Raw genomic sequence first — 12,075 nt, 5'->3', positions numbered from 1 at the left:
AACGAGCAGAACCAGCCGAAATCCATGGTTGAACTCAGTATTGCCGACGGCGTTGCCGAGGTTGTCCTCAATGCCCCGCAGAAGCTCAACTCGCTGGATGAACAGGCCCTCGCGGACCTCTCCAGGGCCTACGACGACGCCGCTGCCGCCGGGGTGCGGGCCCTCCTGCTGCGCGGGGAAGGCCGGGCCTTCTGCGCCGGACGCGACATCTCCGGCGTCGTGCCGGCCGATGACGACGCGTACGCCTATCTGGGGGACCTGGTAACCCCGCTGCTGAAGAAGATGGCAGCCTTCAAGGCACCCACCTTCGCCGCAGCGCAGGGCGCCTGCCTCGGCGTCGGGCTGGGCCTGCTGGTGGCCACGGATGTCGTCTACGTGGCGGACAATGCGAAGATCGGCTCGCCGTTCGCGAACCTGGGGGCAACCCTGGATTCGGGCGGGCACTGGCTCTTCACCGAACGGCTGGGTGCACACCGCACCCTGGACCTGATTTACACGGCGGACCTGATGAGCGGCACGGAAGCCGTGGCTGCGGGCCTGTTCAGCCGGGTCTTCCCGGCCGATGAGCTGCTGGACAGCACCCGTGCCACTGTTGCCCGCGTTGCCTCCGGCGCCACCGGTGCGTTCCGCGCGTCCAAGGAACTCGTTGCGCAGATCCGCGAGGCCCGCCTGGGCCTGTGGGATTCGGTCGAAGACGAGAACAAGGCGCAGGGCGTGCTGTGTGGCACCGGGGACTACGCCGAAGGCTTCGCCGCCTTCAAGGAAAAGCGCAAGCCGGTGTTCAAGGGCTAGCGTCCCCGTCATCGAGATAGCAGAAACTGCACGATACAGCCCTGTAACGTGCAGTTTCTGCTATCTCGACGGTGACGGGGAGTGGATATTCGACACGGCGTCGAAACTTTGCGAGAATTACAGGGCCGGTTGCGATCCCGCCCGGTACACGGTGCCTGAGGAGGACCGATGACAGCGCGTGCCGCACGCTTGGTGCGCGGCTGGGCCGGAGCATTCGCGGCCACGGCCGTCGCTGCTGCGTCGCACGTGCTTGGCGGCGGGGCAGCTCCCGCACCGGCCCTCGTCCTCTTCTGCCTCGCAGTCTCCGGCATGGTCAGCTGCCTGCTCGCAGGCCGCGGACTTTCCCTCCCCAGGCTCAGCACCGCCGTGGTGCTCAGCCAGGGCCTGTTCCATCTCATCTTCAGCTTCGGCTCCGCCCCGGCCGCCGTGGGCGCAGGTTCCGCCCACGCCCACCACGCAGGCCACTCACTGGCTGGGACCGGAACGGCCGCAGTGACGGCCCCGGCCCACGGTCTCCTGATGTGGCTCAGCCACGCCTTGGCTGCCGTGGCCACGGTGTGGATTCTTGCCCACGGCGAGCGGACGCTCATCCGCCTCATCGAGGCCCTTGGCGTCCGGCCCGGCGCGCTGCTGCCGTTCTTCCGTCCCGCGCATCTTCCCCGCGCCATTGCTTCCGTCCTGGCCGTGCGCCCCCTTGGACTGCGGAACCTCGGCATTCCCCTCCTGGCGTTCCGTCACCGGGGCCCACCTGCTGCATTCGTGTCCAGCTAGGCGCACTCCGCGCACCCACACGAATCCCAGTTCCTTCCCGGAACGGAAAGCAGTCATGCCTACCACTTTCTACCGCCAGGCCCGTACGCGCGCCTCGCTCCTTGCCGCAGCTCTCCTCGCCGCCTTCGCGGCGGTCCTCTTCCTCGCAGCACCGGCACACGCGCACGATGAACTTGTGTCCTCCAACCCGGCCGACGGTGCCGTCCTGGACGCCGCTCCCTCCGAGATCGAACTGGTCTTCAGCTCCGAGCTCATGGACCTGGGCAACCAGGTCATCGTCGAAGACTCCGCCGGGAACAACGTGGCCGAGTCCGAACCGGTGCTCACGCGCGAGACCCTGACCCTGGCCGTCCCCGCCCTGGATGCCGGGGACTACAACGTCAATTGGCGTGCTGTCTCCAGCGACGGGCACCCGATCACCGGCACCTTCAGCTTCACCGTGAACGCATCCGAAGGCGCGGAAACCGCCGCTCCGGAAACTGCAGCCGCGAGCCCGGCAGCCAGCGAAGCCGCCGCCGCCGAAACCGCGTCGCCTGAGGCAGCCACCGCGTCCGACGGGACCTCGTTCGGCCCCATGGGCTGGGTCCTCACCGCGGCCGGCGTCGTCGTTGTTGCCGTGCTGGTGTACGTGATCGTCACGCTGACGAGGAAGCGCCGCGGCACCAGCGCCTAACCGGCGGAACCGGCGCCTTACCAACACCGCCGCTTTTCCGCGGCACTTCCTGCGGCCGTGCTCCGGCGCGGTGCGCACCTTCCCTTTCCCGCGCCCAACAGCGCGGACCGTACCTTTGGAGTACCGAAAACCATGAAGAAGTTCACCCTTGCCGCAGCCGTCCTCGCCGTCTCCGCGGCAGCCCTCACCGGCTGCGGCTCGTCCAGCCCCGCTGCCGAAACGGCCCCTGCCCCGGATGACGCCGCCGCGCTGTCCATGACCGGAGCATGGGCCAAAGCCGCGGAAGCCGGCGGGATGACCGGCGCCTTCGGCACGCTCGAAAACACCGGCGACGAGGACCTCACCGTCGTCTCCGCCAGTTCATCCGCGGCCTCTGCGGTGGAGCTGCATGAAGTGGCAATGGACGACGCCGGCGCGATGGTCATGCGCGAAATCGAAGGCGGGTTCGTTGTCCCCGCCGGAAGCGGGTACCTCCTGGAGCCCGGAGCCAGCCACCTGATGCTGATGGGCCTCACGGACGGACTGCTCGCCGGAGACACCGTGACGATCACCCTGGAGCTGGCTGACGGCTCCACACTGGATGTCGACGCCGTGGCCAAGGACTTTGCCGGCGGAAACGAAAGTTACGGATCCGGTGAAGGCCACGACGCCGGGGGCCACGGATCCGAATCGCACGGATCCGAATCGCACGGGACTGAAACCCACGGGACTGAAACCCACGGGACTGAAACCCACGGGACTGAAACCCACGGGATTGAAACCCGTGGAACCGCGGACCACTGATGGGCATTGAAACCCCGCCTCGGGGAGTGGAGCGGCGGCGGCTGCTCTTCGGCGGTGCCGCAGCGGGCCTGGGAGCGGTTGCGGCTGCCGGCGGCCATCTGGTCGGCAGCAGTGGGTCGGAGCTGGAACGCACGGGCTTGGATCAGTCCGGCAGCAACGGCCGCCGGACGGTTCCGTTCTACGGGCGGCACCAGGCCGGGATAGCCACGCAGCCCGGCGCATACGCTGCTTTCGTCGCCCTGGACCTGCTCGACGGCATTGGCCGGGACCGCATCCGGTCCTGGCTTCGGATGCTGAGCGATGACGCCGCCGCGCTGACCCAGGGTGAACCCGCGCTGGCAGACACCGAGCCGGAGCTGGCCCGGAACCCGGCACGGCTGACGGTGACCTTCGGATTCGGGCCCGGGCTGCTGGCAGCCGCCGCCCCGGAAAAGACCCCGGCCTGGCTGGCTCCGCTGCCCGCCTTCGGCGTCGACAGGCTGGAAGAGCGCTGGAGCGGCGGCGACCTGGTGCTCCAGCTGTGCGCCGACGATCCGATGACGCTGGCCCACGCCCAGCGGATGCTGCTCAAGGACAGCCGGGCATTCGCCGTCGTGCGCTGGGTGCAGCCGGGCTTCCGGCGCGCCTACGGCAGCGAAAAAGCCGGCACCACCATGCGGAACCATTTCGGGCAGGTGGACGGCAGTGCGAACGCGCTGCCCGGAAGCCCCGAATTCGACCGGGTGGTCTGGGGAGACGCAGAGATCCCGGCGTGGCTGGAAGGCGGCACCTCGATGGTGGTCCGGCGGATCGCCATGAACCTGGACACCTGGGACGAGCTCGACCGCCGCGGCAGGGAAGAATCGGTGGGCCGCCGGCTGGACAACGGGGCTCCGCTCACCGGTGAATCCGAACGGGACGAACCGGAATTCGACGCCGTCACAGGGCTGGGCTTCAAGGTCATCCCGGAGTACGCCCACATGCGGCGTGCCCGGCCCGATGATCCGCGCCGGCGGATCTTCCGCCGCGGCTACAACTATGACGCAGCTCCGGAACCTGGCGGCGGCGTCTCCAATGCCGGGCTGATCTTCGTGGCCTACCAGGCGGATGTGGCCCGTCAATTCGTGCCGATCCAGCAGCGGCTGGACAAGCTGGACCTGCTCAACGAATGGACGACGCCGATCGGATCGGCCGTATTTGCCGTTCCGCCGGGCGCAGCGGAGGGCGGATTCGTGGGGGAGGGGCTCTTTACCTAGGGATTGCTCCTCAGCCTGTAGTCCCGCTAGGTTGGAAATATCAGCATGCTGACTAAATGTTTCCTCCCTTGCGGGACATCACCGAAAGGCCACGATGACGCAAAGCTACGATCCGAACAATGACCCAGCCAATCCGGACAAGCCCAAGGAAGCTGACCACGCTGCCGCGCAGAAGGGGCCCGATACCCAGGAGGGTACCGGCAACCACGCCGGAAGCGGTGAGAAGGGCCGTCGGGTGAATCCTGATCCGGCTGAAGGCAACATCACCGGCCTTGAGCCCGGCGGCGGAGTTCCGCCGGGAGAGACCCCTCCTGCTGAGGATCAGATGAGCATGGATCAGGGGCACGACGAGAACTAGCGTCCCCTCAACCTCAATCGAGATGACAGAAACTGCCCGTTTGGAGCTCCAAACGGGCAGTTTCTGTCATCTCGATGAAGAGGAAAACGGGCGGGTCAGCGGACGTCGAGGTCCTCGAAGACGAGGAAGGTTTGCGTGTCCAGGACCCCGGGGGCGGACTGCAGCTGGTCAAAGATGACCTGCCGCAGGTGCAGGTTGTCCTCGGCCCGGACCAGCAGGATCACGTCGAAGGTCCCGCCGACCAGGGCTACGTGGTGGACCTCCGGGATTCTGCGCAGGAACTCCTTGAGCTCCCGCCAGGACTGCTGGCGGACCTTCATGGTGACGTACGCGCTGGACCGCAGTCCGGCCTTGACCGGATCCACCAGTGCCGTGAACCGGGTCAGGACACCGGATCCGGTCAGTTTGGAGATGCGTGAGTAGGCGTGCGCCCGGGAAATGTGGACCGCTTCCGCCACGGCACTGACTGAAGCGCGGCCGTCCTTCGTGAGTTCCTCCAGGATCCGCTTGTCGATCTCATCCAATGCCGCCTGTGCCTGGGCCATAGTGTCTACGTCCTTCAAAGTAATCCAGCTCACTTTTGCAACTTGTCCATCACAATACGCAGAGCGATACAGAAAATCTAGGATTTCCGTCCGCAGTAGATGCGAATCGTCCAGTTCCGCATACTGGGCTTACAGAAATTCCATCCACGCTGGAGGGTCCGGGACGCCCGGAAACCCCTCCGGCATCCGCCGCGGCAGACGGAGATTCCCATGACAATTCCCACCGGCAACACACACGCCGGGTCCGCAGAAGGCATGCGGCCGGAGGGCAACGAGGACCGCACCGCCACCATGCTGCCCTCCGCCGAACCCGTCCAGCTGATCGACGCCGACGGCACCCACCGCCACAGCGAAAAGTACCCGCTGCCCGACGGCGAGGCCCTGAAGGCGGCCTTCGAAGGGCTGGTCTCCGGACGGCGCATCAACGACCAGGCCAATGCCCTGGTCCGCCAGGGGCGCCTGGCGGTCTACCCTTCCTCCCACGGGCAGGAAGCGTGCCAGGTGGCCGCTGCCGCAGTGCTCGCTGAAGGCGACTGGCTGTTCCCGACCTACCGCGACACCGTCGCCGTCGTCCACCGCGGGGTGGATCCGCTGCAGGTGCTGACTCTGCTTAAGGGTGACTGGCACGCCGGATACGACCCGTACGAGCACAACGTGGCACCGCAGGCGACTCCGCTTGCCACCCAGCTGCTGCACGCCGTCGGCGTGGCCCACGCGGCCAAGCTGCGCGGGGAAAACACCGTTGTGCTGGCCATGTGCGGCGACGGCGCCACCAGTGAAGGCGACTTCCACGAGGCCCTGAACTTCGCCGCCGTGTTCCACGTTCCGGTGGTGTTCTTCGTGCAGAACAACGAATACGCCATCTCCGTTCCGCTGAAGAACCAGAGCGTCGCCCCGTCCCTGGCGCACAAGGCCATCGGCTACGGCATGCCCGGCGAGCGGGTGGACGGCAATGATTCCGCGGCCCTGCTGGCCGTGCTGGGCGCTGCCGTCGAGCGGGCCCGTGAAGGCGGCGGCCCGGCCCTGGTCGAGGCACATACCTACCGCATGCAGGCCCATACCAACGCCGACGACGCTACCCGCTACCGCTCCGACGAGGACGTTGCCAAGTGGGTTCCGCGTGACCCGCTGACCCGGCTGCGCACCTACCTCACGGGACTGGGGATGCTCGACGACGATGCCGAGGAAACCATGCGGGCAGCTGCCGAGACGGTCGCCGCACGCATCCGGGACGGCCTGAACACGGACACCGTGCCCGAGCCCATGGACCTCTTCAACTTCGTCTATGACACCCGCACCCCGCAGCTCGCCGAGCAGGCCGCGCTGCTCGCAGACGAGCTCTCCCGGGCACAGGACTAAACAGGAGCCACCAATGACAGTCACAGCACAGGCGCCTGCGCCCGAAGAGACCCGCGCCAGCCTGACCTTCGCCAAGGCCCTCAATACCGCCCTGGCCGACGAAATGGCCGCGGATTCAACCGTGGTGATGTTCGGTGAGGACGTCGGCCCGCTGGGCGGCGTCTTCCGCATCACCGACGGCCTGACCGAACGCTTCGGCGAGGAACGCTGCTTCGATACGCCGCTGGCCGAATCGGGCATCATGGGCATGGCCGTGGGCATGGCGATGAACGGGATCCGTCCGGTTGTCGAGATGCAGTTCGACGCGTTCGCCTACCCCGCCTTTGAGCAGGTGGTCAGCCACGTTGCCAAGATGTCCAACCGCACCCGCGGCAAGGTGAAGCTGCCCCTGGTCATCCGCATTCCGTACGCCGGCGGAATTGGCGGCGTGGAGCACCACTGCGACTCCTCCGAGTCCTACTACGCCCACACCCCCGGCCTGACCGTCCTGGCTCCGGCCACCGTTGCGGATGCTTACACTATGCTGCGCGAGGCCATCCGCTTCCCGGACCCGGTGGTCTTCCTTGAACCCAAGAAGCTCTACTGGACCAAGGAGGACGTTGATCTCGCAGCACTGCGGGCGCCCTTCGAGGACAGTGCTCCGGCTGCGGGCGCCGCGATCGGCAAGGCAGCCGTTGCCCGCGAAGGCACCGACGCCACACTGATCGCCTATGGGCCTTCCGTTTCAACGGCGCTGTCCGCCGCGGAAGCCGCCGCTGCCGAAGGCCGCAGCCTGGAAGTCATCGACGTCCGCAGCATCGTTCCCTTCGACGATGAGACGGTGTGCGCTTCGGTGCGCAAGACCGGCCGGGCCGTCGTCATCTCCGAAGCGCCCGGCTTCGCGTCCGTCGCCTCCGAAATCGTGGCCCGTGTGCAGGAGCGCTGCTTCCATTCCCTCGCGGCGCCCGTGCTGCGCGTAACCGGCTTCGACATCCCGTACCCGGCACCGAAGCTGGAGCACTTCTTCCTGCCCGGCGTGGACCGGATCCTGGACACCGTTGATGAACTGCAGTGGGAGGACAAGTGAGCGTGCGTACTTTCCTGCTCCCGGACCTGGGAGAAGGCCTGACCGACGCGGAACTGGTGAACTGGCTCGTCGCCGAAGGGGACACCATAGCGGTGGACCAGCCGGTTGCCGAGGTGGAAACGGCCAAGTCGCTGGTGGAAGTCCCCTCACCCTTCGCGGGCGTGGTGCAGACCCTGCACGGCGCTGCGGGGGAGAGCATCGACGTCGGCAAGCCGCTGATCTCGGTGCGCACGACGGCGGACGCTCCGGCGCCCGGAGAGACCGCACCAGCTGCGCCGGCTGACCCGGATCCTGCCGGGGAAGCCTACCGGCAGGAGGAGCGCGCGGGGTCTGGCAATGTGCTGATTGGCTACGGCACTCCCGATCATGGCAGCCATGGCACCAACCGCCGCACCCGGGCGCCGCGCCGCGCTGCGGCCGCGCAGACCGTCGCCGCGGCCACCCCGTCAGCACCGGCACCCGCACCCGCAGCTGCAGCAGTCGCAGTCGCCGACCCGGCTCCCGCGACGTTCGAAGCTCCGCGGTGCATCTCTCCGCTGGTCCGCCGCCTGGCCCGTGAATCCGGCATCGCACTGCGCTCCGTGCATGGCACCGGGCGCGACGGCCTAATCCTGCGCCGTGACGTTGAACTGGCTATCGGCGGCGGCTCAGCTCCCGCCCAGGCACCAGCACCCGTCCCCGCCTCCCCGGCAGCGCCCGCGGCCGGGGATACGGATCCCCGTTCCGGCCTGGCCGTGACGTCCCGCACCCCGGTGAAGGGACTGCGCCGCACCGTGGCCGCGAACCTCAGCGCCAGCCGCAGCGAGATCCCGGAAGCCACCGTCTGGGTGGACGTGGATGCCACTGCGCTGCTGGAACTGCGTGCCGGTCTCAAGCGCCGGGACCCGGAGAACACCCCTGGCCTGATGGCGTTCCTGGCCCGGTTTACGCTGGCCGGTCTGCGCCGGTTCCCGGAACTGAACACCCGTTACGTGGCAGGTGCAGGTCCGGACGCCGAGCTGGTGGCCTTCGACGGCGTGAACCTGGGCTTCGCCGCGCAGACCGACCGCGGGCTGATGGTCCCCTCCATCCGGCACGCCGAGAAGCTCAGTGCCCGGGAACTTGACGCGGAGATCCGCCGGCTGACGGCGTCGGCCCGCACCGGCGCCGCCACCCCGGCGGAACTGACCAGCGGAACCTTCACGCTGAACAACTACGGGGTCTTCGGGGTAGACGGCAGCGCCGCGATCATCAACTATCCGGAGTCGGCGATCCTGGGCATCGGGCGCATCATCGACAAGCCCTGGGTGGTGGACGGGCAGCTGGCCGTGCGGAAAATGACCGAGCTGACCCTGGTCTTCGACCACCGGGTGTGCGACGGCGGCACGGCAGGCGGGTTCCTCCGTTACGTCGCGGACGCAATAGAGAACCCGGGCAGCGTCCTGGCTGACCTGTAACCGCCGGCACACGGTAGGTTGGTTAGCGCAGATACCTGAAGGATGGATGCCATGACCCAGACCAACCCGCAGACCGCCGACGACTGGCTGGAGCTGGCGCCGCACACCTATGTGCGGTCCAGTCCGGGCTGGGGAATGAACTCCGGCCTGGTCATCGGGCAGGAACGGGCTCTGCTGGTGGACACCGGTGCCGGTCCAATCCAGGCGAAAGCGCTGCTGGACGGCATCCGGAAGCTGACCGACCTGCCGGTGACCGCCGTGAATACCCACGCACACTACGACCACTTTTTCGGCAATGCCTACCTGCTGGAGAACGGCGTCGAAGAGATCTGGGCGACCAGCGGGTGCGCCCGGGTGATCGCCGCAACCGGCGAGGAACAGCGGCCCTCAGTCGCCGCCGTCGAACCGGACATGGCCGCGGGAACCGGGCCGGGAACCGCCGTCGCGGCGCCGCAGAAGCTGGTTGAAGGTGCCCCGGTGGACCTGGATTTGGGCGGAATGTCCGTGACCCTGTTCTACCTCGGCCGCGGCCACACCGACCATGACCTGCTGGTGGGCGCGCCGGACGTGCTCTTCGCCGGGGACCTGGTGGAGCAGGGCGCCGATCCAAACTTCGGCGACTCCTATCCCAAGGACTGGATCCGCACTCTGGGAAAGATCACCGCGCTGGAAGACCTGTACAGCACGGTGGTGCCCGGACACGGCAAGCCGGTGGACATGGACTTCGTGACCACTCAGATGAACAAGATGCGCACCGCCGTCGCCGTGACGCGCAGTGCCATGGACCAGGCCTCAACTGACATGACCAAGGCCATCCCCATTCTTCCCTACGGACCGGAGCAGTCCCGGACGCTGCTGACCAGGCTGCGCACCCTGGCACGCTGGAAGTGGCTGAAGCAATAGATACCTTCAGCCTGCGGAGCATCGCAGTACCGGCCTTTGGGCCCACCGTGCTGTACGGCACCGCCATCGGGGCGATCCTCCCGGTCGTTGCGCTGACTGCCCGCGACCTCGGCGCGACCGTTGCCCTCGCAGCCGCGATCGTCACGCTCACCGGCATTGGGTCCCTGCTCACCAACGTTCCGGCCACGCTGGTCACCACCCGGTTTGGGGAGAAATGGGCGCTGGCCGGTGCGGCGGGCTGGTGCGCGCTGGCGATGGTGCTGGCTGCGTCCGTTCCGGTGCTCTGGGTCTTCGCGCTATCCGTCTTTATGGTGGGCATGGCCGGTGCAGTGTTTGGGCTCGCCCGGCAGAGTTTCGTCACTGAAGCAGTGCCCCTGCATTTTCGTGCACGGGCGCTTTCAACACTGGGCGGGTCCAACCGCATAGGCGTGTTCATCGGTCCGTTTGCCGCCGCCGGAGCGATGTCCTTTGCCGGGACCTCCGGCGCCTACTGGGTAGGCGCCGCAGCCGCCTTCGCTGCCGGCCTGCTGAGCCTCACCGTGCCGGACCTGAGCGTCCGGACGCCTCGGCCCGGGAAAGCCCGGCCAGGACGGAAGGAGGAACTGGAGGACGCGGTGGCTCCGCCCACTATCGGCTCCATCCTCCGCAGCCACTCACGGATCTTTGGCACGGTTGGCATTGGTGTGCTCCTGATTGCTGCGGTCCGCGCTGTCCGGCAGGCCGTCATCCCCCTCTGGGCCCAGCACCTGGGGATAGACCCCGCCCAGACGGCCCTGATCTACGGCATCTCGGCCGGCATCGACATGCTCATCTTCTATCCCGCCGGCCGGGTCATGGACCTGCGCGGCCGCCGTGCCGTGGCCGTACCGTGCATGCTGTTCATGGCCGCCGGGCTGGGACTGCTGCCGCTGACCTCCACGCCGCTGCAGCTGCTGCTCGCCGCGCTGCTGATCGGGTTCGGCAACGGCATCGGCTCCGGAATCGTCATGACGCTGGGCGCTGATTTCTCCCCGCATCCGGGCAGGCCCCAGTTCCTGGGACTGTGGCGGCTGCTTTCGGATATCGGCATCCTCAGCGGGCCCGGCCTGCTGTCCCTTGTCACGGCGCTTATCTCGCTGTCCGCGGGGATTGCGGCGACCGCCGTCATGGGCCTGGCAGGTGCGGCCGTCCTCTGGCGGTACGTGCCCAGGGGCCGACGGCCCGGTTCCTAGCGGTCTGCGGTTTCTAGCGGTCTCCGGCCTGCTGGGTGAACAGCCAGGAGCCGAGGGCCGCAAGCACGTAGCCCACTCCAAGGATCAGGCTCAGTCCGCACCAGAAGAACAGCGGACGGCTGTCCAGCCCGGCAACCCCGGTGCCCCAGTTGGCGTACGCATACAGGGCCGCGCACAGCGCCAGGAAGACCAGCCCCGCCGCGGCGGACAGGCCGGTCCAGAGCCGCCCGCCCGCCCCGCGGCTGCCCGCCGGAAGGGTGTTCCATTCCCGGTTGGTGCGCATCATCACCAGCCCGCCCAGCAGCGTGCAGGCCGAGACCACAAAGAAGGCGGCAACGACGTCGGCCGGCCTGTGCCAGAGGTTGAAGAACGTGGCGGAGCCGGCGAGCATCGCGCAGGTGCCGCCCAGGGACGCCACGGCCGGACGCCAGCGCGGCGAGGAGACCAGGAACACGGCTGCCATGGCGGAGGCAGCCATGGTGGTGTGGCCGGAGGGCAGGGAATTGAAGGCCAGCGTGACGACGCCGCGGTCCGGCCGGTCAAGCAGCAGGTTCTTCAGCAGCTGCGTGGCCAGGTTGGCGCCGGCCATGGTGGCAATGGCAATGACTGCAGGAGAGACCCTGCGGCGGTAGATGGCAACCGCGGCGATGACAGCGAGGGCGATGAACACCGAAGCCAGCGGCAGGCTGTCCAGAATCTTCAGCACCGGAAGGCGGGATCCCGGTGCCACCTGCTCCGCTTCGACCCACGCCGACTCGTCTGCCAGCTGGCCCGTAGTCGTTCGGACGAAGCCGAAGTAGGTTACGGCCGCGCCCGCAGCCGCCAGCAGTGCCGCGAAAAGGAAAAGTGCAGGGTTATGCCCGGCCCGGCGCCGGACGGGCTGCCTTTCGTTTAGGAGATTGCGCGTATCCATCCTCTCCAGCGTGCCATACCTCGGTGCGGG

13 protein-coding genes are annotated in these 12,075 nt (G+C 67.7%); 11 read left to right on the top strand and 2 right to left on the bottom strand.

Annotated features, from left to right (window positions below):
- The first annotated feature begins 24 nt into the window (after positions 1 to 24).
- The 6 genes from ITX31_RS07900 (at position 25) to ITX31_RS07875 (ending at position 4,612) form a co-directional block, all read left to right on the top strand.
- Positions 25 to 792, top strand: a complete 768-nt coding sequence (locus ITX31_RS07900) for an enoyl-CoA hydratase/isomerase family protein (RefSeq protein ID WP_194783568.1) — start codon at positions 25 to 27, stop codon at positions 790 to 792.
- 168 nt (positions 793 to 960) lie between these two features.
- Entirely contained in the window at positions 961 to 1,563 is a 603-nt protein-coding gene (locus ITX31_RS07895; protein ID WP_194782871.1) for a hypothetical protein, read from the top strand.
- Positions 1,564 to 1,618: 55 nt separating this feature from the next.
- Complete coding sequence (locus ITX31_RS07890; RefSeq protein WP_194782870.1) at positions 1,619 to 2,236, top strand: copper resistance CopC family protein; 618 nt, start codon at positions 1,619 to 1,621, stop codon at positions 2,234 to 2,236.
- Between the two features lie 132 nt (positions 2,237 to 2,368).
- On the top strand, positions 2,369 to 3,019 hold the full coding sequence (locus ITX31_RS07885) for a copper chaperone PCu(A)C (protein ID WP_228529105.1): 651 nt from the start codon (positions 2,369 to 2,371) through the stop codon (positions 3,017 to 3,019).
- Entirely contained in the window at positions 3,019 to 4,254 is a 1,236-nt protein-coding gene (locus ITX31_RS07880; protein WP_194782869.1) for a Dyp-type peroxidase, read from the top strand. Before ITX31_RS07885 ends, ITX31_RS07880 begins: the two co-directional genes overlap by 1 nt.
- Before the next feature lie 94 nt (positions 4,255 to 4,348).
- Positions 4,349 to 4,612, top strand: coding sequence for a DUF6480 family protein (locus tag ITX31_RS07875; RefSeq protein WP_091602168.1), 264 nt, complete (start codon positions 4,349 to 4,351; stop codon positions 4,610 to 4,612).
- A 95-nt stretch (positions 4,613 to 4,707) separates the two neighbouring features.
- On the opposite strand, the gene ITX31_RS07870 is transcribed toward ITX31_RS07875, so the two are convergent.
- On the bottom strand, positions 4,708 to 5,157 hold the full coding sequence (locus ITX31_RS07870) for an Lrp/AsnC family transcriptional regulator (RefSeq protein WP_194783567.1): 450 nt from the start codon (positions 5,155 to 5,157) through the stop codon (positions 4,708 to 4,710).
- A gap of 255 nt (positions 5,158 to 5,412) precedes the next feature.
- Between ITX31_RS07870 and pdhA the strand changes: the two genes are divergently transcribed.
- Genes pdhA through ITX31_RS07845 form a run of 5 tightly spaced genes read left to right on the top strand, consistent with a single transcriptional unit; the run spans position 5,413 to position 11,132 of the window.
- A complete protein-coding gene (gene pdhA / locus ITX31_RS07865) occupies positions 5,413 to 6,516 on the top strand; it encodes a pyruvate dehydrogenase (acetyl-transferring) E1 component subunit alpha (protein ID WP_228529223.1) in 1,104 nt (367 codons plus the stop codon).
- A 13-nt stretch (positions 6,517 to 6,529) separates the two neighbouring features.
- A complete protein-coding gene (locus tag ITX31_RS07860; protein WP_194782867.1) occupies positions 6,530 to 7,582 on the top strand; it encodes an alpha-ketoacid dehydrogenase subunit beta in 1,053 nt (350 codons plus the stop codon).
- Between the two features lie 2 nt (positions 7,583 to 7,584).
- Entirely contained in the window at positions 7,585 to 9,018 is a 1,434-nt protein-coding gene (locus ITX31_RS07855) for a dihydrolipoamide acetyltransferase family protein (protein WP_194783566.1), read from the top strand.
- 51 nt (positions 9,019 to 9,069) lie between these two features.
- Positions 9,070 to 9,921, top strand: coding sequence for an MBL fold metallo-hydrolase (locus tag ITX31_RS07850; protein ID WP_194782866.1), 852 nt, complete (start codon positions 9,070 to 9,072; stop codon positions 9,919 to 9,921).
- On the top strand, positions 9,900 to 11,132 hold the full coding sequence (locus ITX31_RS07845; RefSeq protein ID WP_228529221.1) for an MFS transporter: 1,233 nt from the start codon (positions 9,900 to 9,902) through the stop codon (positions 11,130 to 11,132). Before ITX31_RS07850 ends, ITX31_RS07845 begins: the two co-directional genes overlap by 22 nt.
- A 13-nt stretch (positions 11,133 to 11,145) precedes the next feature.
- Here the strand turns inward: ITX31_RS07845 and ITX31_RS07840 are convergent.
- The coding region (locus ITX31_RS07840) for a phosphatase PAP2 family protein (protein WP_228529104.1) at positions 11,146 to 12,075 on the bottom strand (930 nt) is incomplete at its 5' end.

Origin of the sequence: Arthrobacter gandavensis (genome assembly GCF_015355785.1) — a bacterium.
Classification (GTDB): domain Bacteria; phylum Actinomycetota; class Actinomycetes; order Actinomycetales; family Micrococcaceae; genus Arthrobacter_B; species Arthrobacter_B gandavensis_A.
The sequence above is the reverse complement of the archived record's forward strand: the minus strand, read 5'-3'. Positions and strand labels throughout refer to the sequence as shown.